The 23,565-nt window shown below is 61.4% G+C and carries 13 protein-coding genes and 1 tRNA gene; 12 read left to right on the top strand and 2 right to left on the bottom strand.

Translation table 11 applies throughout. The features are described 5' to 3' along the window. Positions 1-34 precede the first annotated feature (34 nt). The 9 genes from modA (at position 35) to ACYSMN_RS01410 (ending at position 13,543) form a co-directional block, all read left to right on the top strand. Positions 35-820: a molybdate ABC transporter substrate-binding protein gene (modA, locus tag ACYSMN_RS01450; RefSeq protein WP_488922050.1), complete on the top strand. Its 786-nt coding sequence runs from the start codon at positions 35-37 to the stop codon at positions 818-820. Positions 821-831: 11 nt separating this feature from the next. Then, positions 832-1,506: a molybdate ABC transporter permease subunit gene (modB, locus tag ACYSMN_RS01445; protein WP_488922049.1), complete on the top strand. Its 675-nt coding sequence runs from the start codon at positions 832-834 to the stop codon at positions 1,504-1,506. Beyond that, positions 1,506-2,366, top strand: a complete 861-nt coding sequence (locus ACYSMN_RS01440) for an ABC transporter ATP-binding protein (RefSeq protein ID WP_488922048.1) — start codon at positions 1,506-1,508, stop codon at positions 2,364-2,366. The genes modB and ACYSMN_RS01440 overlap by 1 nt, the downstream gene beginning before the upstream one ends. A gap of 411 nt (positions 2,367-2,777) precedes the next feature. Beyond that, entirely contained in the window at positions 2,778-3,410 is a 633-nt protein-coding gene (locus ACYSMN_RS01435) for a hypothetical protein (protein WP_488922047.1), read from the top strand. Continuing rightward, the gene (locus ACYSMN_RS01430) at positions 3,410-4,558 is read left to right on the top strand and encodes an AAA family ATPase (protein WP_488922046.1); all 1,149 of its coding nucleotides are present in this window, start codon (positions 3,410-3,412) and stop codon (positions 4,556-4,558) included. Before ACYSMN_RS01435 ends, ACYSMN_RS01430 begins: the two co-directional genes overlap by 1 nt. Further along, on the top strand, positions 4,555-5,277 hold the full coding sequence (locus ACYSMN_RS01425; protein ID WP_488922045.1) for a hypothetical protein: 723 nt from the start codon (positions 4,555-4,557) through the stop codon (positions 5,275-5,277). Before ACYSMN_RS01430 ends, ACYSMN_RS01425 begins: the two co-directional genes overlap by 4 nt. Then, a complete protein-coding gene (locus ACYSMN_RS01420; RefSeq protein ID WP_488922044.1) occupies positions 5,270-7,756 on the top strand; it encodes a hypothetical protein in 2,487 nt (828 codons plus the stop codon). The genes ACYSMN_RS01425 and ACYSMN_RS01420 overlap by 8 nt, the downstream gene beginning before the upstream one ends. Further along, the gene (locus tag ACYSMN_RS01415; RefSeq protein ID WP_488922043.1) at positions 7,756-10,716 is read left to right on the top strand and encodes a hypothetical protein; all 2,961 of its coding nucleotides are present in this window, start codon (positions 7,756-7,758) and stop codon (positions 10,714-10,716) included. The genes ACYSMN_RS01420 and ACYSMN_RS01415 overlap by 1 nt, the downstream gene beginning before the upstream one ends. 373 nt (positions 10,717-11,089) lie before the next feature. Further along, positions 11,090-13,543 carry a PA14 domain-containing protein gene (locus ACYSMN_RS01410; RefSeq protein ID WP_488922042.1) on the top strand — a complete coding sequence of 818 codons (2,454 nt, stop codon included), beginning with the start codon at positions 11,090-11,092 and terminating at the stop codon, positions 13,541-13,543. 299 nt (positions 13,544-13,842) lie between these two features. On the opposite strand, the gene ACYSMN_RS01405 is transcribed toward ACYSMN_RS01410, so the two are convergent. Continuing rightward, a tRNA-Lys gene (locus ACYSMN_RS01405) sits at positions 13,843-13,918 on the bottom strand. 79 nt (positions 13,919-13,997) lie between these two features. Between ACYSMN_RS01405 and ACYSMN_RS01400 the strand changes: the two genes are divergently transcribed. Continuing rightward, entirely contained in the window at positions 13,998-14,714 is a 717-nt protein-coding gene (locus ACYSMN_RS01400; RefSeq protein WP_488922041.1) for an SH3 domain-containing protein, read from the top strand. A 147-nt stretch (positions 14,715-14,861) separates the two neighbouring features. Here ACYSMN_RS01400 and ACYSMN_RS01395 read toward each other — a convergent pair whose 3' ends face one another. Next, entirely contained in the window at positions 14,862-15,665 is an 804-nt protein-coding gene (locus tag ACYSMN_RS01395) for an SDR family oxidoreductase (protein WP_488922040.1), read from the bottom strand. A 213-nt stretch (positions 15,666-15,878) separates the two neighbouring features. Here ACYSMN_RS01395 and ACYSMN_RS01390 point away from each other — a divergent pair, with 213 nt between their 5' ends. Both ACYSMN_RS01390 and ACYSMN_RS01385 read left to right on the top strand, forming a co-directional pair. Then, a complete protein-coding gene (locus ACYSMN_RS01390; protein ID WP_488922039.1) occupies positions 15,879-18,110 on the top strand; it encodes a GEVED domain-containing protein in 2,232 nt (743 codons plus the stop codon). 160 nt (positions 18,111-18,270) lie between these two features. Then, entirely contained in the window at positions 18,271-22,986 is a 4,716-nt protein-coding gene (locus tag ACYSMN_RS01385; RefSeq protein WP_488922038.1) for a T9SS type B sorting domain-containing protein, read from the top strand. Positions 22,987-23,565 lie beyond the last annotated feature (579 nt).

Here is a 23,565-nt window from a genome sequence, read left to right as displayed (position 1 = left end):
AGCGCGCCTATCTTTGACGCTAAACTTCTTTTCTATGCACCGTCTAGCCCGGTTTTTGCCGGCTCTGTTTAGCCTATGGCTCCTAGCGGCCTGTTCCGCGCCCAGCCAGGAACAAGCCGCCGCTCCTACCACTCTGCAAGTAGCCGCCGCCTCCGATTTACGCTACGCCATGGACTCGCTGGTGGCCGTGTTTAGCCAGCAGCAGCCCCAGGTGCGGGTGGAAGTGACGTACGGTTCCTCGGGCAAATTCTACGAGCAAATCCGCCAGGGCGCGCCGTTTGAGGTGTTTTTCTCGGCCGATGCCAGCTACCCCCGCCGCTTGCAAACCGAGGGCCTGACGGCCGCCGCCCCCGTACCCTACGCCACGGGCCAGATAGTGCTGTGGAGCAAAACCCTGGACCCCACCCCGCAAGGCCTCCGCACCCTGCTCGATCCGCGGGTCCGTAAAATCGCCATTGCCAACCCCGCCCACGCCCCCTACGGCGAAAGAGCGGCCGAGGCCCTGCGCCACTACCAGCTCTACGATAAGGTGAAGGACCGCCTCGTCATGGGCGAAAATATTGCCCAAACCGCCAACTACGCCGCCAGCGGCGCCGCCGATGCCGGCATCATCGCGCTGGCCCTGGCCCTAAGCCCGGAGCTGCAAGCCCAGGGCCGCTACTTTCTGATTCCGCAGGAGGCGTATACGCCCTTAGAGCAAAGCTTCGTGGTGCTGAAAGGCGCCGCTAAGCACCCAGCCGCCGCGCAGTTTGCGGCCTTTATTGCCAGTGCGCCAGCCCGGGAGGTACTCCAGGCGTACGGTTTCACTCTACCCCGTTAGCGCCTCTTCTCTTGCAAGACTATTGGCAGACGCTGGCGCTGTCGTTTCGCCTGGCGGCTCTCACCACGCTCCTGTTGCTGGGCATCGGCACGGCCCTGGCCTATTGGCTGGCGCACTCGCGCAGTCGGCTCAAGCCGCTGGCCGAGGCGTTGGTGGGCTTGCCAATAGTGTTGCCGCCCACTGTGCTAGGTTTCTACTTGCTGCTGGCTTTCGGCCCTGGCACCGGACTGGGCCGGTTTCTCATCAATACACTGGGGCTCAGCCTCAACTTCACCTTCGCGGGCATTCTGATGGGCTCGTTGTTTTATAGTCTGCCCTTCATGGTGCAGCCCTTGCAAGCGGGGTTTGAGCGGCTGCCGCCTGGGTTGGCCGAAGCCGCCGCCACGCTGGGCAAGTCGCGCTGGACCACCTTGTGGCGGGTGCTGCTGCCCAACTGCAAGCCGGCCCTGCTCAGCGGCATCGTCCTCACTTTCGCGCACACCATCGGGGAGTTTGGGGTGGTGCTGATGCTAGGCGGCAACATTGCCGGCCAGACCCGCGTGGCCTCCATTGCCATCTACGACGCGGTGGAAAGCCAGCAGTACCAGCAGGCCAACGCCTACGCGCTGGTACTGGTAGTTTTGTCGTTAAGCATGCTGCTGCTACTCTCCTGGCTTACTAAACGCCTGGCCAACCGCGCCGCCTGATGCTCGATTTTCACCTCGTCAAAGCGCTGCTCTCCGCCGCCGGCCCTGCCACGCTGGACGTGCGCCTCACCATTCGGCCCGGCGAGTTCGTGGCGTTATGTGGGTCTTCGGGGGCGGGCAAAACCACGCTGCTGCGCCTGCTGGCTGGCCTCACCCGCCCCGATGCCGGCTTCCTCCGCGCCGATGCGCAGCCGTGGTACGATGGTGCGCAGCGCCTGTGGCTGCCGCCCCAGCGCCGCTCTATTGGCTTCGTTTTCCAGGATTACGCCCTGTTCCCCAACATGACAGTGCGCCAGAACCTGACCTTCGCGCTAACGCAACCACAGGACCCGGCCATCGTGCCGGAGCTGCTGACCCTAATTGACCTCGAAGCCCTGGCCCACCGCTACCCGCACCAGCTCTCCGGGGGCCAGCAGCAGCGCGTGGCCTTGGCCCGCGCTCTGGCCCGGCGCCCCAAGCTGCTGCTGCTCGATGAGCCACTCTCGGCCGTAGACCACCCCACCCGCCAACGCCTGCAAGAGGCTCTGGCCCAGGTGCACCGTCACTTCAACCTAACCACCGTCCTCGTCAGCCACGACCCAGCGGAAGTACGCACCTTGGCCAACCGGGTAATCGAGTTGGACCTTGGCCGCATCCGCCAGGATGCCCCTCCTCTGCCTGCGGCTCCCGATTCGGCGCAGCTGCACCTGACTGCCATCGTCGTCGAAGTACTGCCCGACAATCAGGTCCGGCTCCGAGTTGGCAGTGAGAGCAATACGCTCGTCCTGGCCCTGCCCGCCGGGCGCACCTACCAGCCTGGGGAGCAGCTTACACTCAATGCTTCGGCCTGGGTTATTGAGGATATTGACCCTAAGCAGTAAACAGCGTCTGTTGCCAAACTGCCAATACGAGCCGCTATACCGTATCTCCGGGCGGGGTAGAGCGAGGTTGTAAAAAACGACCGTGTAAAACTTTTAAATTTTACACGGTCGTTTTTTACAGCCTCGCCGCATGAGCTATTATCACGAAAATCTGGTCCTTCGCGGTTCGCCACTTGAGTTACAGCATGTTCCAGAACAGGATATTTACCAAGCCCTCTCACTAACCCAGGGTTTAAACCATGGGCTACGGAACGCAATGGATACCGACCACGAAACCGCTCTAATTATGAGTTGGCCCAGACATATCCTACTTTAGAGGCCGCGTGTAAGGTGTTTTTAACGTCCACTGCTAGTGTCTTTTATTGCTTGTCGCCACGTGCTGCGCTTTCTTGTTTTATCTGCTGTTGAGTTGTGCTGCTGACTGATTTTCTAAACGACTTACTGACCACCGGCGATGTCCTCATCACCGGCCATCCGGCGCCTTTCGAAGCCGCTGATCTTGAGGCCGCCGAAAGCCTGTTGCGGGCCTATCATGCCGATGATGCCCTGGCCCTGCCCGGTGTTGCTCCGGCTTTCGATGCCTCAGCCGCGCTGTGGGCCGCGGGCTATCTGTACTACACCATGCAGCTAACCGTGGTGCGTGAGCTGGACGAAGCGGTTATCGAGGAGCACCTGCGCGACTTTCCAGGTGAAGTTACGCCCGAGGTTATGTACTCCGCCGACTTGCTCTTCCGGCACTTGCCCGACCTGCTGCGGCTGGCCAAAGGTCTGGCCCCCGGTGATGCCCTGGTGGCGCGGCTGCACGCGACGACCCGGCAGTGGCCCCTGTCGTTTGTGGGGCAGGAGCCGGGGGATGCGGCGGCCGAAGTAACCTTGCTGGCTCACCCATCCCTGCGGCAGGAATACCTCGACCGTATTATTGCCATTCAAGACCAGCGGCGCGCCAGCCAGCCCCATCTCACGCCCCTTATTCATGCGGCGCTTGGCAGCCACGCCGCCACCCTCTGGCCCGACTTTCAGGCCTTCACCCTCCTTGCTCCCTGATGGAAACCACCCTCACCGCGCCGTGGCCGCTGGTTGACAAGCTCAACCGCGTAGCTCGCCACCTCAAAACCACCTTCGTGGGCAAAGACGACGTCATCGATTTGATGTGTCTTTGCCTGGTGGGCCGCGAAAACCTTTTCTTGCTCGGTCCGCCCGGCACGGCCAAAAGCGCCTTGGTGCGAGGCCTGGCCCAGCGTCTGCGGGGCAAGACCTTCGAGTATTTGCTCACGCGCTTTACTGAACCCAACGAGCTGTTTGGCCCCTTCGACATCCGCAAGCTACGCGAAGGCGACCTGGTGACCAACACCGAAGGCATGCTGCCCGAGGCCAACCTCATCTTCCTCGACGAGCTGCTGAACGCCAACAGCGCCATCCTCAATAGCCTGCTCACGGTGCTTAACGAGCGGATATTCCGCCGGGGCCGCGAAACCCGGCCGCTGCCGGCCCTGCTGATGGTGGGCGCCAGCAACCATCTGCCCGAAGACGAAGCTCTGCGCGCCCTCTTCGACCGTTTCCTCGTCCGAGTGCATTGCGACTACGTGGCGCCCGACTCCCTGTCGGAAGTGCTGGAAGCTGGCTGGCAGCTCGAACGCCGTGCCAGCGACGACGCACCTAGTATTACGGCCGAAGAAGTGCTGGACTTGCAGGCTGCCGTTCCGACCGTGGACCTGCAAGCCGTGCGCCCGCTCTACGTGGAGCTAATCAGCAAGCTGCGTCTGGCCGGCGTGGCCGTTTCGGACCGGCGGGCCGTGAAGCTCCAGCGCCTACTGGCCGCCAGCGCCTTGCTCTGCCAGCGCACCACCGTCATTGCCTCCGATATGTGGGTGCTGCGCTACATCTGGGACACCGACGAGCAGCGCGAAATCATTGCCGGGATTGTGGATGCCGTGGTGCACACCGATGAGCAGCCGGGCCAGCACCCGCGCGCCGCCGGCCAGGACGCACCCGATGCCGATGCCATCCTGCGCGAAGTAGCAGCCTTAACCGCCCAGTGGGACCAGCCCGACACTTCTTTAGCGGAACGCACTGTCATCAAGGACCAATTGCGCTACCTGCACGGCCGCACCCAGTGGCTCAGCAACGAGGTGCAGCGCAGCTACGTGCAAGAGCCGCTCGACGCGCTCTGGCAGAAAGTGCTGCAAGCATGACCGAGCGCGTAGTGGTACTAGCCGCCCACGACCGGGACGCTCTAGGCGGCGTGCGGACGCTGCCCGGCCTGCGCGTGGGCGTCCACCAGAGCCAGGAGCTGTGGCTACGTGGTCTGGATGCCACGGCCGAGCTGCCCGTAGTGATGCGCGCGCTGCCTGCCGTGGCAACCTACTTGCTGGATGCGCAGAACCGGCTTTTTCCCACCGGCAGCCAGACGCCCACTACAACTCTGCCAACGCTGACCTGGCAGCCCATCGAGAAATTTGTGCCGCTGGAGCTGCCCACCGCCGCCCTACCCGCCCAGCACCCACCGCGCTACCACGTGCGGCTCGTGCCCTCGACCCGCGCGGCGGAAGGGGACGCACTGCTAACCACCCTCGCGGCCTGGTGCGCCTACGCCGAAACCGCTCCCGAAATCCGGCTGCGCGGCCTGCGCTTTGCGGCTTCGTCTCAGCAGCGGGTGCTACTGCTTGGTGCGCCGCTGCCGCCCGTGCCCGGCCAGGAATACTGGCAGCAAGCCGAGCTGCTGCTGCCCGCGGGCTACGATCTGGAAGCGCCGCTGCTGGCTCCTTTGCTCGGTAAGCGGCTTAACCCTTCAGCTGATTCCCTGGTTTTGTTTGCCGCCGAGGGTAGCTGGGAGTTGGTTCCGCTGGCGCACCTCGTGCCCGCCACCCGTGGGGCCGTGCGTTTGACTGCTCAACACTTCCTGCATGGCTGACATCCTAATTCGCAACGCTACGCAACTGGCCCTGGCTTACTTCCAGGCTCCGGAAAACTATTTCTGGCGCTGGGCAGAGCGCCGGGAAATCGTGGAATGGCAGGATGGCGCCACTATCTGCTACTGCGAAGAGTTGCAGGTCATTCTCGATACGCTCGTACCTGACGGGCTTCCGCCGCTGGGGGCGGTGCTGCTGCTGCTGGCCGCCTGCGCCGATGGCTGGCCGGAATCTGGGGGGCGCGGCGTATTGCAAGGCCTGGCGAAGTACGTTGGCGGAGGCAGCGGGCGGGGCGAGGAACTGAGTTTCCGGCTCACGGTAGCCACTCGCTTTATGGATGTGGTGCACGCCTTGCCGCGTGAACTGCGCACCGGGCCGCGCAAGCTGCACTTATTTCGGGAAGTATTTCAGGCCGCCGAAAGTGAAAACCAAGCGGCTTCGAAGCGAATGATGCCGGACATTGTGCAGGCCCACAGCCGCCGCGCCCTGGAGGAGTGGACCAGCGGCCGACTGGACACCGAATTGGCGGTGTTGGCGGCCCCGGCCACCCGCGAGCAGCTGCTCACCGACCTGCTGTGCCTGGACCGCGCCCTCCAGTGCTTTCCTACTGCCAGCCAACTGGCGCTGCATTTACGCGCGGGCGTGAACCAGGTGCCGGAGCCGCTGCTGGAACTGCCAGCCGCGCCGCTGCCCGAAGAGCCCTCAGCGGACCTGCTCGACCAGCTTCTCCAAAATCCGCGCACGGCGGGCCTAGCCCGCCTCACGCAGCGCCTGGTTGCGGCCCTGCACATTCCGCTGCACGCCCAAGCTTCCAGCGAACAGCCCCTCGGCGGCGTAGCCGATGTAACCAACCGGGGCAACTTCGACCGGCTGCTGCTCAGCGAACTGGCCCACGACGACTTGGCCCTAATGGCCCGGCTGGTGAACAACGAAGCCTTGTATCTGCGCCGCGAAGCCCCGCCCACCCAGGACGTGCGCCCGCACACCATTCTGCTCGATACCACTTTGCGCATGTGGGGCGTGCCGCGGGTCTTTGCCCTGGCCGCTGCTCTGGCCTGGGCCCGCCACGCCCAACAGCCGCGGCACCGTTCCCGTGTCGTGGCCTATGCGCTCGGTGGCCAGGAGGCGGCTTCTATTGATTTAGAGTCGCTGGATGGGGTGGTCGAGGCGTTGAGCCAACTCGCTATGGCCCCGCACGCCGGCGGCAGCCTGCAAGCCTTTGCCGGCTCCCCCGCCGCTGCCGCCACCGACTGCCTGCTCATTACCGACGCGCAGCTACTGGCACAACCGGAATTTGCCGCCGCTTTAGCTCAGGTCAAAAGTACCTTGCGGTTCCTGTTGACGGTGGACCGCAACGGCGAGTTGCAGCTCCACGAGTTGCAGAATGGACACCGCACCCTAGTCAGTACCAGCCGTTTCGACCTGAACCAGCTGCTTTTCGCTCCTGTGGTCTCGTCTCCAACAGTATTTCCTGGAAACTCGCCCGATGAGCCCGCTTATCTGGCGCAAAATCCATCACCGCTCTATTTCCCATCCACGGGCATGCGGCCGTCGGAGAAAACTACCTTCTTCCACCCGCAGTTCGGGGCTCTGGGCGTCACCAACGTGCAGCGCGTACTGTTCTGCCCCAATAAGGACCGAGGCGCTATTGAACTGCTGCCCTTTATCGAGTCGGGCCAGTACCATTTCGCCTTCGATGGCAAGGCCACCGTGTACGTGCTGGTTAATCCCGGGTCCAGGCAGTTGATTTTTTATGAATTTGCCACCGACACCAACTCGGTGGAACGGATTGACCTGACGCCGGGAATCCAACAGTCGGAGCCGCTGACGGAGGTTGGTTGTTTTTCGGATCGTTTCTACCTCCGTTTTGGCCACAGCAAGACCAATCTTGGCGCCCACATAATGCTGTTCGACTGCCGAGCCCGCCTGTTATTCGCGGATCATGGTGGCCTCTTTGAAGGAAGCGCCCAAAGATACATTGCTCGCAACGAGGTCAAGCGCCACATCAACAGCGGCTATAACGTGCTCCAGCGCGTGGAGCACCTGAGCATTACTGATGAACAAACTTTGCTGATTGACGGGCATGAGACTAAGATCGTGAGTGCCCTGAGGCCCTTGACCCAGGAGTTGCGGCTAGTTCACCTCGAACACACGCCGCGACAGCCGATTCATGCCATGCTCACGCAAACTATTCCTTCTTCTGCCAACAAGCGGGTGTATTCTCGTCATTTCAGCTGGCCCAATGGCAGCACCGCCGTAGCCGACTCGCGCGGCCTGCTGCACCTGCGTAGTGCCAATCACGAGGTACCGGAAATCACCTTGCTCCTTATTCTCGGTCAGCATGCTTCCGCCGCCTGGGCCTCCGATGGTACCGTGTGCGGCCCAGACTACTTCACCGGCCCCGAACCGTTTCGACGCGTGCCGGCTACCGAGTTTTACCAGCAGTATATTCAACGCTTCATCACCGCCCTGTCCGCCTAATGCAACTAACGCTACGCTACCACCCGGCGGCCCAACGCCCGGCCTGCGCCGCCTTCCTGCGCGGCACCGATTCGGCGGCATGGCTGCGCGAGCTTGAGCGCTGGGGACTGCCACTGGAGCAGCTGAGTTGCTACCTGGTGCCAGAATCCATCCGCTCAGTTGAGCCCGCAGGCTTGTTTGTAGTGGCCGCTAGCGGGGCCACGCTCCCGCCCGACGTGCTGGAACCCTACGGTGCGGTGGCCGGGCAGCTGTACGTCCCCGTCCGGGCTACGCTGTGGCCAGTTACTACGCCCACCGAGCTAGAGCGCAGCCTGCTATGGCCGCGGCAACTTTGGCACCCCAGCATTGGCCTGGTCGGTTTCGATACCCAAGACGAGCTTGACTTGGGCACTCTGCTTGACTGCGGCGAGCCCCGCGCTACGGATTGGACTTGGGCCCAGCCGGGCCGGGCGCCTAAACCCCGGCTGCAACGCATTCGGGTGCAAGCGCCCACGGCCGCGGAAGTGGTGCAGGACATGCAGCAAGAGGTAGGCACCACGCCGCTAGCGCAACTGCCAGGTTTGGCCGAAACACGAACCGGCCGTGGTCAACAATTGCTGGATAATATTCGTCTGCGTTTGCTAAAAACCAGCTTGTCGGTGCTAAGTCGATTGCAGAAATCCTCTGGACGAAGCAGTCAGCATCCGGCCATCGCCCCTTTCTTCTCCGACGTACTCGTCATATTATGCCGAATAGTTCTTGCCGGCATATTCCTCTCCTGGGTGTTCAGCTTCTTATTTGGCAATGGCAGGTTTCCCTGGTTTTCACTGTTACTCCTGCTGGTCGTTTTGCTGGTGTGGCGCTTGGCCGCCCTGCTAGGGAAAAACAGACCTAGCTTTGGCGCCAATGGTAGGTCTGGTGCGGGTGCCAGTGCCAGCCATTCTGCCCAGCAGATTGGCCCCCGTGAGCAGGGCCCGCTCCGGCGGCTGGAAAAGTGGCTGCACACGAGAGCGGAAGACCTGGAGAAGAAAAGACAGGACGAGTTGGAACGGCTGCTGCGCCTGTTCGGCGAAAACATGGAAGAGGCGCTCAAATACGCCATTCCGCTCGGCGGCCCCTACCAGGACCGCGGAACGGCCCCGCCTTCGGACCGCCTGGGCCAACGCCCCACCGATTTCAACCCCAGCCTGCTCGGCGGAGGAGGCCGGGCCGATGTCTGGAATCTGGACAAATATCGTTTCGACTTGCAGCAGCAGTACCAGGCCGCCGCCCGCCAGGAGGTAGAGGCTGGGCGCTACAAGAAAGCTGCCTACATCCACGCTCATTTGCTGGGCGACTACCACGCGGCGGCCAAGGTGCTGGAAGAAGGCGGGTTCTTCCGCGAAGCTGCGGCCCTGTACCGGGACCATCTTCAGAACCTGCCCGCCGCAGCGCAGTGTCTGGAACGCGGCGGCCTGCTACTGGAAGCAGCCGAACTGTTTGCCGAGCAGCAGCAACACGAAAAAGCCGGGGACCTGTACCGCCAGCTCGAACAGGAAACTCTCGCCATCCGTCACTACGAGCGTGGCACCGAGCAATTCCTCAACAACCACGACCATCCGCAAGCAGCCCGCATTTTGGCCGATAAGCTCCAGCGTCCATCGCAGGCGCAGCAGATATTGCTCGATGGCTGGGCCCATTCCAAACAAGCTGAAACCTGCCTCAGCCAGTATTTCGACGTGGTAGCCGCCACGCCCAACGCCGACCTGAGCGGGCACGTCCGAACGGTTTTCCAGCAGCACACTCCGCCGGCGCGGCGCGGGCCGCTGCTGCAAGTGCTGGTGGCCGTCACGAAGAAACACCCGGAGCCGGCGCTGCTGGAAGCTTCGCGCGAGGTGGCGTACGAGGTTATCAGTGGCGAAGAGCGAACCAGCAACTCCACCGCGTTGTCGCTGCTGCACCACTTCCTGCCCGACGACCGGCTCATCGCGGCCGACTGTAGCCGCTACGCCACTATCCGCCAGCGTCTCCCCACCGATGGCGCCCCCACGTTTCAGCTGCAAGCACCACCGCTGGACTCTTCTATTCATTGGAAAAACGCCGTGTCGCATGGGCAGCAGTGGCTGGCCGTGGGTGTCCGCCACAACAAGCTGCATCTGGCGCGCGGCATTTGGTACGGCAACGTGGAATACTACTCGTGGCCGGCACCGGTAGAAGCTAATGTGAGCGTAGTGTTGGTGGCCGACGAGCAACACTCCACGCGCATCATCATTCGCACCTCGGAAACTCTGGCTTTAGAACCCAAGCACCTGCCCCAAAACAAGTACTTCACTGAAGCCCTGACGGTGGAGTGCCCCGCTTGGCTACCGGCCTGGCCCACGCGGGTGGCGCTGCTCCCCGACGGCGGAATAGCCACGGCGCAGGTGCAGGAAAAGACTATAACGGTGCAGCCCTACTCGGCCGAGGGGAAGTTACTAGCGCCTCTGAGTTACGACTTCTCTATCACAGAAGACGCGTTTGATGGCCCCGAGCGTGGCTGGCCTTTTGAGCTGCTTTACCGCAAGGGCGGGTACTACACCTACACCGATAACTGGCTGGTATGGCTCGGCGAAGACCAACGCTGTCGTGTCTACTATATCGATTGGCCGATTTATCAGTTGGTGGTTTCGCCTTATTCTTCCTCTCTCCGGCTGGCGGCCGTCACCTCCGAAGAGTGCGCGTTGTGGGAGCCTTCCCGCCCAGTACACAACGCGCCCAACTTGCAGCCGCTTGGTAGCAGTGTGTCTCCTTCTGATCTGCGCTTCGTTGGGCCCGAGCACCTCGTAATCACTCAGGAGAAGGAAGCGCGGCTGTATCACTTGGGTACCGACGGCCTGCACTTAGTACGCTCGATACCTGTGAGTGACACCCTGTTAGCCATAATGCCTTCCGTCGACCGGCAGCAGTTTGCGCTATTAGAGGAAAACGGGCGCCTCTCGCTACACCGCCTCGACCACAAGTAAAGCACTTGGAACACTCAACTCAGCCGCCGCATTGAAATATTTCAGGTGGATTTCTGAGAAACGCCAAGCTGTGCTGGCTTCCAGCTCATCCATTCACCGCAAGCCTTTCTAAGCGGCTTGGGTTGGCATGCCTTCTTTATTTTTACACATTTTCTTCCATTAGGAACTAGGCGAAAAGCCCCTCCTACTCTATTACAAATTTTGTATACCTTAAACGTAACATCCTTTTTAGCAAATCAGTAAGCCTCATACCCAGCCGCCCGCATATGCTTTAGCAAATATCAGCAGAGTCGTGGTGGTGCAATTGAGAGAATGATAACGGATTTGTTTAATGAAATTTCGTCCACCATCCACAACCAAACCTAGGCACCTTATGCGCAGAAACTTCTACTCAACCAAGCTCTTCTTTTTTGCGGCATTCACCATAGGTGGGCTGCTGAAAATGCCGTTTGACGCCGTAGCCCAAGGCGATGGCAAGCTGTTGCGGGAGTACTGGACCGGCATTCCCGGCACCGCCATCAGCGACCTGACCAACAACGGCAACTACCCCAACAACCCATCCGGCAGTTCCCTACTCACGTCCTTCGACGCCCCGCGCGAGTTTGGCGACAGCTACGGCCAGCGCATCAAAGGCTACCTAGTAGCGCCCACCACGGGCACTTACACCTTCTGGCTCGCCGGAGACGATGACAGCGAGCTGTGGCTCAGCACCAACGAGTCGGCGGGCAGCAAAGTGAAAATTGCGGCGTTTTCGGGCTGGACCAACCCCGAAGAGTGGGGTAAGTACAGCTCCCAGACCTCAGCTAGTATCACCCTAGAAGCCGGCAAATATTACTACGTAGAGGCGCTGCACAAAGAATACGGCGGCGGCGACAACCTCTCCGTGGCGTGGCAGACGCCGGGCGGCTCCCGCATTATCATTCCCAGCAATGCACTTTCTACCACGCTGCCCACCTCATCAACCCCTACCACTGGCCGCACCTATTACGTCTCCACCTCGGGCACCGACAGCCCCGGCCGTGGCGATTCGGGCAATCCGTTTCGAACGTTGGCTTACGCGGCCACGCAAGTGCCGGCCGGGCAAGGCAACACCATCTATTTGAACGCGGGCACCTATTACGAAACGGAGGCCACCATTTTGCCCTTGGGCGTTAATATTCAGGGTGCGGGCGAAGCCTCTACCATCGTGACATCCAACGGCGCCATTCCGGCACCCAACGTCGACCAGGGCAGCGGGTGGAAGATCCGGCCCGAAGGCAGCCTGATTCAGCTCCTGTCGGCCAGCTACCCCGGCGACAAAGTCTACTATGGCTCCCCGGCGCAGATGGTGGCGGCCGCCGACGGCAACCAAACGCTAAGCGGCTTCACGCTGGATGGGCACGGTAAAACCATCAAAGCGGGCGTGTGGGTGCTCAACCGCAACAACGTGACGATGCACCACGTGTCGTTCAAGAATTTTCAGCAGCGCGGCGCCGTATTTACGCGCGGTGATATGTGGTGGCAGGTGCCGATACCGGAAGGCAAATGGATGCAAAACACATCCGTGTATAACTGCACTTTCACCAATTCCGGGGCCGATATCGACGGGGAAAGTTTGGGCAACCTCTGCCTGGGCGGCTTAGACGGGGCCGACATCCACGATATCACGGTGAATGAAAACCAAGGCTACGGCATCAAATTCATTCACGTCGGGCACTTTCGCAACGTCCGGCTGCACGACTGCACCATTCGGGTACCCGAGTCGGACCCGTTGTGGGGCGAAGACATTTCGATTGAGCTGTGGAATTTCAGCTACAACAACGAAATCTATAATATCGACTGCAACACCTGGCTTTCCTTCGTCAACCACGCCGGGTTCAATGATTACCAGCCCACTAGCGCGCATCCGAGCAACCTGAAAGTACGCAACGTGCGCATGGTGGATCAGGATGGCGTTAGCAGCAAAGAGGCTATTGAGTCGGCGCTGAGTGGGGTGGAAATCTCGGACTCTTATTTCCAGGACAAAGGCTTCGGCATTGCTATCTGGGGCGGCACTGCCTGGGGCGGCAACGTGGCCAACCACGACGTGACGGTGCACAACAACATCTTCGCCAACGTGGCCCGTACGCCCGCCTTCGGGTTTGGCAGCAGCGCGGCCGTGTTTGTGCCCGACGATGCCAACAACATCAAGATCTACAACAACGTGTTCGACCGGCTGGGCAATGCCCTGGTCCTGACGGCAGCCAGCGGGGTGGACGTGAAAAACAACGTGTTCCTCAACACCGAAGGCGCCGACGTGGAACGCGGCAGCAACGTCTCGTTCACCCACAACTTAAAGTATCACCCCGACTCCCAAAAGGCCGGTTTCAACCTCGGCCAAACCGCGCAGGGACCCGGCAACTTGCTGGGCAATCCGGGCTTCAGGAACACGGGCAGCCGCTGGGACACGTACTACCAGCCCGCTTCGGCTGGCAGCTTGGTGGTGGACCGGGGCGTTGCGGTGGGCCTGTCCTACAGCGGCTCCCTCCCCGACATCGGCCGCTGGGAGTTTTCGGGCATTATCGCGCGGGTAGCTACCGCCGCAGTGGCACCGGATGAAGCGGCGGTCTCCATTGTCACGGCTCACCCTAACCCAACACAAGGAACCGTCCGGCTCTCAGCTGGCGCCGGCCATAAGATGACGCGGGTTGTCGTTATGACTCCGCAAGGCCGGACGGTGCTGGACAAGCGGGTAAACAACCTCAGCGCCACCGAAATCAACCTAAGCCCCTACGGCGGCGACTTGTACTTCGTCCGTATCGAGCACGCAAGCGGCTCCACCACGAAGCGAGTAGCCGTATCAAAATAGCGTACTCTCCTTCTGTTTTCGCCCGCCCAACACCGCTTAGTGTTGGGCGGACTTTCTGGTGCCTACTGCAACTTCACACCAAAGAAAGTGGACTACTGGCAATGAAGAGAATCAACTGGAAGCCGCCGCTTCTGTGCCCTCAAAGGGCAACATTGCTAGTAGACTGATCTAAAAATCTAATTTGTGCTCATAGCAATGTATGTGTCCCTTTTCGTTAGCTCTAAACGAATGCATTAGGTATAAACAAAAAGCCCCAAACCGTACGGCCTGGGGCTTTTTGTTTACGTTTGATACGTATTTGGTGATCCCGCTGGGATTCGAACCCAGGACCCATACATTAAAAGTGTATTGCTCTACCAGCTGAGCTACAGAATCGGTTACTTTGCAGCAAAACGCGGCTGCTTTGCTGATTGTGGCACAAAAGTAGCCGGTCGGGTTCTACGCTCCAAACGTTTTGCTGAAAAAACTCTTCCTCCTCCTAATATTCTGGGCGCTGGTTTCTCAACTTGCTACCGCCCAAAAAGTTACTTCCGAGCTTGTCCGGGCTGATTCGGCCTTCGTGGTTGGAGCGTACGTACCAGCCTACAAGCTGTACCGGCAAGTGCTGCGACAACAGCATCAGGCTTCGCACCGCATGCTGCTGCGCATGGCCTACGTGCAGGAAGGGCTAGGGCATTATCCGGCGGCGCTCTACTACCTGAGCATGGCCCAGGCCCGGCAGCCCCGCCTTTCCACCTGGCGCAAGATGGCCGCCCTCGCCCGCGACCGGCGCCTGACCGGCTACCCCGAAACCTGGCGCGAAGACCTGCTCCTCACCTTTCGGCGTTACTACTACCTAGGGCTTCAGGGCCTGCTCATCGGAGCCGTGGTGGGCGGCACGTTGCTCCTGTTGCGCCGCCGTACTATAGCGCGCGGGTGGTGGACGGCGTACGGCACCTACCTGCTGCTGATAGTAGCCTACCTCAATTTTATGGGTGCCGAGCGCGCCGCCTTGGTAGCTCATTCCCGTGCCGCCCTCATGAGTGGACCTAGCGCCGGCGCCACCTGGCTTACCACTGCCACAGCCGGCGACCGGCTACTGGTGCAAGGCAAACAAGACACTTGGTACCGCGTGCAATGGCAAGGCCAAGACGCCTACATCCGAGTCCAAGATCTACTGTTGGTGCAGTGAGGTGTTGGGTGAGGAGGTAAGAGGTGACACGTGACAGGTAAGGAGAAAACACGTGCCAAGGGCCAGATTTCTTTTTGACTTGCCTCTTTACCTGTCCCCTATCACCTGTCACTTGTCACGTGTTACCTGTCACCTCAACTCACCTCCTCACAACACACCTTTCTCTTCTTTTCGGAAGTGGTTGAGGACTAGCTTATCGGTGAGGGAGGGGAGCCATTTGTTGAGGAAGACGGTGAGTTTGCCCTGGCTGGTGAGTACTAGGTCGCGGCGGCGGCGGCGCACGGCTTCCAGGATGCAGCCGGCCACTTCTTCGCTGCTCATCATCTTCTGCTCGTCGCGCGGCGACTCGCCCTGGGAGGAGCCGTCGGCGGCGAGGGCTGCTTGCCGGATGTTGGAGCTCGTGAAACCGGGGCAGGCCAGCAGCACGTGCACGCCTTGCGGCAGCAACTCGGTGCGTAGCGCTTCTAGGAAGCCGTGCATAGCAAACTTGGAAGCCGAATAACCCGTGCGGCCGGGCAGGCCCCGGTAGCCGGCAATGCTGCTCACGCCAACCACGGAGCCTTTGCTGACCAATAGATGCGGCAGGGCAAACTTTGTGGCGTACACGGTGCCGAAGAAGTTGGTTTGCATCAGCCGCTCAATCACGCTCAGGTCCACATCCTGAAACCGGGCGCGCATGCTGATGCCCGCGTTGTTGAGCAGCACATCGAGGCGGCCGAAAGCATCCACGGTTTCCCGTACGGCCCGCGCCGAATCGGCCTCTACGCCTACGTCGGCGCGGATGGTGCGGTACGTGATGCCTAAGTTGGTTAGTTCGCGCGCCGTATCCTGGAGGCGCGCTTCGTCGCGGCCGGTAACTACCACGCGGGCGCCGGCTTGCCCGAAAGCAATGGCGCAGGCCCGGCCAATACCCGAAGTGCCGCCCGTAATCAATACTACTTTGTCTTTCATTCCTACTGCATAGCCGAACCTGATTTATTCAGGCGGCCGGCAAAACTACCCATTTCGGCGCAGGGAAACCGCGAAAGACAGTTTACTAGCCTTTGTGAATACCCCGAAATAAAATAGTCTTACTATTGGATTGTTGGTGTGATAAATTGCATTTTGTCCGCGCAATGTCACTACATTTACTTTCATCTTTTTCGAGTTCCTTCAGCTTATTATATGACTGCAACTTTACGTATTCGGCGCAGTGCGCCTGTTTTCTGGGTTGGTCTGTTTTTACTGCTTCTGGCTCAGGCAGCGCAGGCGCAGTGCCCTCCTACTGCTAGTGCTTGCACGCCCGGTTCCGCCCCGGCTTCCAACTTCCCTTTCGCGATGGGGATTCTTAACGTCAGGTTGGGGGCTATTAATAACTCGAGCAGCGGCGTGCAAGATGGCTACCGCGACTACAGCTGCACAATTGGCGCTACGCTCACGGTAGGCCAGAACTATCCTATTAGCATCCAAACCAATACGGGAGCCAATGAAAACGTACGCGTCTGGCTGGATTTAAACAACGATGGCACGCTCAACCCAACTACGGAGCTACTTTTCTCCTCCGACGCCGCCAAGCTACATACGGGCACCATTTCGCTACCCACGGGCACGGTGCTCGGCACGCGCCTACGCCTGCGCGTGGCCGCCGACTACGTGAATGCGCCGTTTCCGGGTCCTTGCACGACGCCGCAGTACTCCCAAACTGAAGACTACGGCGTGACGGTACAGGCCAACACGGCCACCCCCGTAGCCGAATTCACCGCCGACCAGACCCTGACCTGCTCTGGCTGCGTGCAGTTCACGGATCAAAGCCAAAACGCGCCGACCAGCTGGCTCTGGAACTTCGGCGACAACACCACCAGCACGCAGCAGAACCCGCGCCACTGCTACACCACGCCCGGCACTTACACCGTAACGCTCACGGCCACCAACACGACTGGCTCCAACGTGCGCACTCGTACGGGCTACATCACCTACGATAACCTGGTGCCCGTTGCGGCTAGCTGCACCCCGGCTACCACGGCCTACTGCTGCAACTACGGCATCACGCAGTTTCGCCTGGGCACGCTCACCAAGACTTCCCAAAACGGCCAGGCCAGCTACGAAGATTTCACCTGCGGCAGCCGCGTAGAGCTTATCGAAGGCAATAACTATCCCATCAGCCTCACCGTTGGCGGCACCAACGCTCAGGACACGCGAGTATGGCTGGATTTGAACAACGACGGCGCTTTTACTGGCAATGAATTGCTATTTACGTCGCTCAACAGCACCAGCCCCGCGGGGATGTTGAGGGTGCCGGGCGCGGCGCTGAAAAACGTGCCGCTGCGCCTGCGGGTGCTGTCCGATTTCGTGGGTGGGGCCGCTACTGCCTGCGCCGCGCCGCAACTAGGCCAGATTGAGGACTATACCGTGACGGTGCGGCCCAATACCAATCCGCCCGTTGCCGCTTTCACTTCCAACCATGTGCCGGGGGCTTGCCAAAACCCGGTGCAGTTCACGGACCAAAGCCAAAACGCCCCCACGGCCTGGCTTTGGGAGTTTGGCGACGGCAGCACTGGTACCCAGCAAAATCCTGCGCACCAATACACCACTGGCGGGGCCTTCACGGTGAAGCTGACTGTCACCAATAGCTTCGGGGCGAATGTCGTGACCAAAACCAACTATGTGGTGTTGATGCAGCCTTGCGTGCAGTATTGCGCCGCCACCAGCACTCCGCTCAACCTTTGGCTGACCAATGTGGCGGTGCGCCGCAATGCTACCGTGGATTTCACCAACGCTTCCGCCGCCAGCCCCGACGGTTTCGGCAACTATGTAGATAAGATAGTGCCTCTTTACCAGGGAACCAGTGCTTCCCTTGATATGAGCGTAAATGCGGGCTTTCAGCACATCCTGTGGGCCTGGGTGGATTGGAACCGCAACGGCGTTTTTGAAAACTCCGAGCTCATCGCCAACAACCTGACCACGGCCACGACTTTTGCGGCAACTTTCACGGTGCCCTCGGCCACATCGGTACGAGGCCTGACGCGGATGCGGGTAATGGTGCGCCTCAACAACCAGCCCAGTCCCAATCCTTGCCAAATCAACCAGTTCAACTCCGAAACGGAGGACTACTCGGTGCTCGTGACTGGGCCGCTACCCACGGCTGAAGCCAAGACGCTGCCGGCCCTGAGCATCTTCCCCAACCCCACCACGGACGGCCGCCTGCGCCTGCGCCTCCCCGACCCAAGCGCGGCCGGCACTTATACCGTGCAAGTGGAAAACATGGTGGGGGCGCGGCTTCTCACGACCACCGTGCGCCTGAGCCCTTCCCAGGATGCCGAACTCAACCTCTCTGCTCTGCCCCCCGGCCTCTACGTGGTGCGCCTCCACGATGCCCAAGGCCAAGCCGCCGTACGCCGCGTGCAAGTTGGGTTTTAGTGCGTGGTTGGTAGTGCCTGGTACTTAGTTGTTGCTTGTCAGCTAAAAGCCACGAAACAACCAAGCACTAAGCACCACGCACTAGGCACCACGCACTAGGCACCAAGCACTAGGCACCAAGCACTAGGCACTGAAAACCAAAAACCAAAAACCAGACTATATGCGGCAAACTCTACTCCGCGCTGTATTCTTGCTGCTAGTACTAACGGGGCTGCGCCCAGGGCCAGCCGTGGCTTCCCACTTGCTGGGGGGCGAGATGAAATATCAGTACCTCGATGCCAATGGCCCAGGGGGCACTTTCCGTTACCGGATTACAGTATTTGTTTATCTGAATTGGGAATGTCCGCCCACCGGAGGCTCGTCGGCTACGCAGTCCAACGTGCCCGATGGCCGGTGCAACATCTTTCTCAACATCTACAATAAAACCACCGGCCAGCGCATCAGCAGCAACGAGGGCAATAACTCCTTCCCTTGCACCCAGGTCAGCTGCCCGACGTTGGCAAACCCTTTCCAGAGCGACCTGCAAACGGCGGGCACCTTCCGGCTGCCGCGCATCTCCAACCCCAGCATCACGCCGCCCCTGCCGGGCGGTTGCAGCATTCCGGCGGGCACGGTACCGCCCGTACGGTTGGCTCGCTACGAAGCCGTGGTGAACCTGCCCATCTCGTTTGATGGCTACTACGCCGTGTACACCGACGGGACGCGCAATTTCAACATCGATAACCTCACCAACCCCAGCAACCAGAACCAGACGCTGTACGTGGAGATGGCGCCGCCGCTGCTGCCCAACTCTTCCCCCACCTTTTCCGATACGGCCGTCGTCGTTATCTGCCAGGGCGACACCAGCATTTTGGTCAACAACGCCGTGGACCCCGATGGCGACCGACTGATTTATTCGTTCAGCACGCCTTACAATGGACCGCAGGGTATCAACCCCGCCTTCATGCCGCCCCCGCCGCCCGTCACGTACGCCAGCGGGTTCTCCGCCGTCAATCCGTTTGGCACGGGCTCCGGCAACTATGCTTTCCTCAACGCCAGCAACGGCATCAGCCGCTACGCGGCCTCCCGCGTGGGCCGCTTTGTGGTGGCTGTGGAGGTGAAGGAATACCGCACCATTAATGGCCGGGAGGTGCTGATTGGCTCCACCCGGCGCGAGATACAGCTGGTGTCCCGAACGTGCCAAGCCAACAACTCGCCGCAATTTACGGCCGCCACTACGGCCCAGCCCCGGCTTTTCACGGTGGAAGAAGGCCAGTCCGTCAGCTTCAACCTCGCCGCCACTGACCCCGACGGCAACCCCATTAATCTCCGCGCAAACAGTGTGCTGCTCGATGGCAGCGGGCCCTATAACGCCACGTTTGCCGGAAACCAAGGCGTGCTACTCCCGGGCGCGCCCACGGGCAGCGCCACCGTGCAGGGTACGGGCAGCGTGAGTGGTCAATTCGTGTTCAACAGCCAGTGCGGCAACGGCCGCGCCACGCCCTACGACGTGGTAGTAACGGCCACCGACGTCGCCTGCGGCTCCAAAACCGTGGCCGATGTCTTCCAGATTCTGGTAACCAAAGCTGCGGGCCCCACCGGCATCAGCGGCGACAACGTTATCTGCGACCGGACTGTGGTTCGCACGTATACCGCCAGTGGCCCCACCGCCACTTCTTACCAGTGGGTGGCCCGCGGCGGCACCATTCAGGGTTCCAGCACCGGCAATTCGGTGCAAGTGCTGTGGGCCGGCAACCGGGCCGGACGCCTCACCTTGCGGGGTGTCTCGTCGTTTGGCTGCCCCACCGATTCGGTGTTCCGCACCATTGACGTGCGCCCGGCCAATACCCTGGCCGTAACGCCCACCGCCGCGGCCATTTGCCCCGGGGCTTCCACCACGCTCACGGCCACGGGCGGCACCACCTACACCTGGACGGGCGGCGGCCAGAGCTTCACCGGCAGCAGCATCACCGTCAGCCCCGCCGCTACTACCACATACACCGTTACCAGCTCGGATGGCATTTGCACCACCACCCGCCAGGCCACGGTAACCGTCAACCCCGGCGCCGTAGCCAATGCCGGCCCCGATGTTACCACCTGCTCCGGCGTGGCTACAACCATCGGCTCGGCGGCTCTTGCGGGCTATACTTACTCGTGGAGCCCAGCTACTGGCCTAAGTAGTGCCACCGCCGCCAATCCTACGCTCACGCTGCCGAATACCACCACTGCGCCGAAGGTACTGACGTACATCGTGACGGCTGCCACGGCCCAGGGCTGCGTGAACCGCGACACGGTGCGTATCACGCTGAACCCAGCGGCCGTGGCTAACGCGGGTGCTGACCGGGCAATCTGCTCGGGCGGCACAACCTCACTCGGCGCTTCGGCCCTGACGGGCTACACGTATGCGTGGAGCCCGACCACCGGCCTGAGCAGCCCGACGGCCGCTAACCCCACCTTCACGCTCACCAATACCGGCTCCACGCCCCAGGTGCTCACCTACATCCTGACGGCCACTACCAGCAACAGCTGCGTGAACCGCGACACGGTGCGCGTGACCGTGAACCCCGCAGCCGTGGCCGCCACGGGCGCCGACCGGACCGTGTGCTCCGGCGACCGGACCACCCTGGGAGCCGCGGCCATCACGGGCTATACCTACCTGTGGAGCCCGGCCACCGGCCTGAGCAGCACCACGGCCGCGCAGCCGGTTTTCTCGCTCCCGAGCACCAGCACCACCCCGCAGACCTTCACCTACACCCTCACGGCTACTACCGCCGAAGGCTGCGTAAGCACGGGCACGGTGCGCGTAACGCTGAATCCGGCACCCGTAGCCAATGCCGGCCCCGACGTAACGCTGTGCGACCGGAAGACGGCCACGCTCGGCACGGCGGCCCTTGCCGGCTACACGTACTCCTGGAGTCCGGCGGCGGGCCTGAGCAGCGCCACCACGGCCCGCCCGATACTTACGGCTTCGAACACCACGCAAAACCCGATCACCCTCACCTATGTCCTGACGGCCACGACGGCTCAGAACTGCGTGGGCCGCGACACGGTGCGCATCCTCGTCAACCCCCGGCCGCTGCCCGACAGTATTCAGGGGTCGGTTTCGGTGTGCCCCACGGTGCAAGGCGTGGCCTATTCTATTCGTAACCCGCGCGGCACCGCCTACCAATGGCTGGTGACGGGTGGCACCGTGGCGAGCGGGCAGGGCACGGCGGCCATCACCGTGAACTGGGGCCCGGCCTCGGCCACGGCCAGCGTGAAAGCCTACCGATTCAACAGCCTCGGCTGCTCTTCCGATACGGTGGTCTTCCCGGTGCGCGTCAATCAGCAGCTCGTGACGCAGCGGCCCACCGGCCCCTTGAGCGTGTGCATCGCCAATGGTCCCTTCACCTACCAGACCCAGCTTACCAACGGTTCGGTGTATGGCTGGCGGATTGTGGGCGGCACGCAGGTGAGTACCAGCCAGAATACAGTGCAAGTGAACTTCACCCGCGTAGGCATCGCCAAGCTGGTTGTCACGGAGTCGAGCAACCCGGCTGGGGGGCGCTGCCTGGGCCAGAGCGATACGCTGTACGTGACGGTGCGGCCTTCACCAGCGGCTAACCTGGCTATCAGCGGCCCGGCCCGGGTCTGCGCCAACGCCGGCAACCTCAGCTTCAGTTTGCCTGGCGCTACCAGCTCCACGTATCAGTTTGCATTGAATGGCACCGCGGTAGCCAACACCGGCAACTCGGTCAGCCTCCCCACGCCGGCCGTGGGCACCTACACGCTAACGGCCCGCGAAACCAATGCCAGCCTCTGCGCGGGTCCGCTCTACACCCGCTCCTTTACCGTAGTGCCGCCGCTGGTCATTAGTGGTCCGGCCAGCTACTGCCCCGACAGCCGCACCGGCCTCACGTACACCGTGGCTACGCCGCAAACCGGCGCGGGCTACCGCTGGACCATCAGCGGGGGCACCATCGTGAGTGGGCAGCGCACGGGCACCATTCGGGTGAATATTCCGGCGGGGAGCACCAACGCCACCCTCACCCTCACGGATACCACCAGCACCGGCTGCGCCGCCACCCTCATCGTGCGGCCCGACAACGCGGCTATTCGTTTAAAAGTGGCTTCGGTGAATGTGCAGGATGATCGTAAAATCAACTTGACGCTGGCCGTGCCCAACAACACGGGCAATGCCAACCGCGTGAACATCCTGCGCCGCCCGGCCGGCAGCACCGCGGCCTTCGCCAACGTGGGCAACGCGCCCAATACGGCCACTACCTTCGCCGATACCGGCGTGGATGCCGATGCCCAGGCCTACGAGTACCGGCTGGAGCTGACCAATGCCTGCGGCGACCTGCTCAGCAGCACCCAGCATACCACTATTCGGGCGCAGGCGACGGCGGTGGAGGGCGGCGCGGGCCGCGACGAAGGCAAAGTAACTGTGACCTGGAACGCCTACCAGGGCTTCCCGGTGACGCAGTACCGCATTTCTCGCCGCGCCGGCAGCGGCGCCGTTGAGCAGCTGCAAACCGTATCGGCGGCTACGACCAGCGTGGAGCTGACCACCGGTAGCGCCGGCTTCGACCAGTGCTTCCGGGTGGAAGCCGTGAGCGGGGATACGCTGCTATCGAGCTCCAACGAAGCCTGCGTCACGTTTGCCAACGACCTGGTGTTCTACAACGTGGTGACGCCCAACAACGACGGCCTCAACGACCAGTTCATCATCAAGAACGTGGACCTCTACGCCGGCAACAAGCTCACTATCTTCAACCGCTGGGGCAAGGAAATCTACAAGACCTCCGACTACCGCAACACCTACGACGGGGCCAGCGCGTCGAGCGGCGTGTATTACTACCTGCTGGAATTGCCCTCCGGCCAGTCGTATAAAGGCTGGTTTGAAGTAGTGAAATAAGATTCACTCGTTTTCTCTAGAAAGGCCACTCGTTCAGGGGTGGCCTTTTTGGTTGGCTCCTACCGTTCAGGGTAGCGTTCCTAACTCTCAGGTAAGGCCCCTAACGTTCTGGATAGCGTTCCTAATGCTCCGGGTAAGGCTCCTAACGTTCTGGGTAGCGCTCCTAACGTTTCGGGTAAGGTTCCTAACGCTCTGGGTAAGGCTCCTAACGCTCAGGGTAGCGTTCCTAACGCTCTGGAAGGGTTCCTAATGCTCGGGTAGGGCTTCGTGCGGGTGGGGCCTCACCCCCCGGCCCCCGCAAACGCTTCATGCGCGTTACCTAGGGGAGAGGGGGAGCCTGACGTCAGTAAGTATGTACTGGGGCTCAGGGTAGCGTTGGTGTTCTGACGACGCCTCGGTCAAACGACGAGCCGCGTAGTTGAGGCCCTGCTCGTGGGCTGGTGTGGCGGCTGGGTGCGGGATGGAATTTTTGGTTCTGTCAACTTTGCAATGGGCGACGGGGAGCGGGCGGGGGCTGGGAGTGGGTTGTGGGCGCCAAAGCCATACAATCCGCGGAATCCGTGATTACCTTTGCTCTCG

It is taken from the genome of Hymenobacter sp. M1-2 (assembly GCF_057808495.1).
This window is presented reverse-complemented; position numbering and strand designations above follow the sequence as displayed.

Excerpts from the sequence above, each read along its gene's own strand:
- modA (WP_488922050.1), top strand. The coding sequence starts at position 35 with ATGCACCGTCTAGCCCGGTTTTTGCCGGCTCTGTTTAGCCTATGGCTC.
- ACYSMN_RS01440 (WP_488922048.1), top strand. The coding sequence starts at position 1,506 with ATGCTCGATTTTCACCTCGTCAAAGCGCTGCTCTCCGCCGCCGGCCCT.
- ACYSMN_RS01430 (WP_488922046.1), top strand. The coding sequence starts at position 3,410 with ATGGAAACCACCCTCACCGCGCCGTGGCCGCTGGTTGACAAGCTCAAC.
- ACYSMN_RS01425 (WP_488922045.1), top strand. The coding sequence starts at position 4,555 with ATGACCGAGCGCGTAGTGGTACTAGCCGCCCACGACCGGGACGCTCTA.
- ACYSMN_RS01420 (WP_488922044.1), top strand. The coding sequence starts at position 5,270 with ATGGCTGACATCCTAATTCGCAACGCTACGCAACTGGCCCTGGCTTAC.
- ACYSMN_RS01415 (WP_488922043.1), top strand. The coding sequence starts at position 7,756 with ATGCAACTAACGCTACGCTACCACCCGGCGGCCCAACGCCCGGCCTGC.
- ACYSMN_RS01410 (WP_488922042.1), top strand. The coding sequence starts at position 11,090 with ATGCGCAGAAACTTCTACTCAACCAAGCTCTTCTTTTTTGCGGCATTC.
- ACYSMN_RS01395 (WP_488922040.1), bottom strand. The coding sequence starts at position 15,665 with ATGAAAGACAAAGTAGTATTGATTACGGGCGGCACTTCGGGTATTGGC.
- ACYSMN_RS01390 (WP_488922039.1), top strand. The coding sequence starts at position 15,879 with ATGACTGCAACTTTACGTATTCGGCGCAGTGCGCCTGTTTTCTGGGTT.
- ACYSMN_RS01385 (WP_488922038.1), top strand. The coding sequence starts at position 18,271 with ATGCGGCAAACTCTACTCCGCGCTGTATTCTTGCTGCTAGTACTAACG.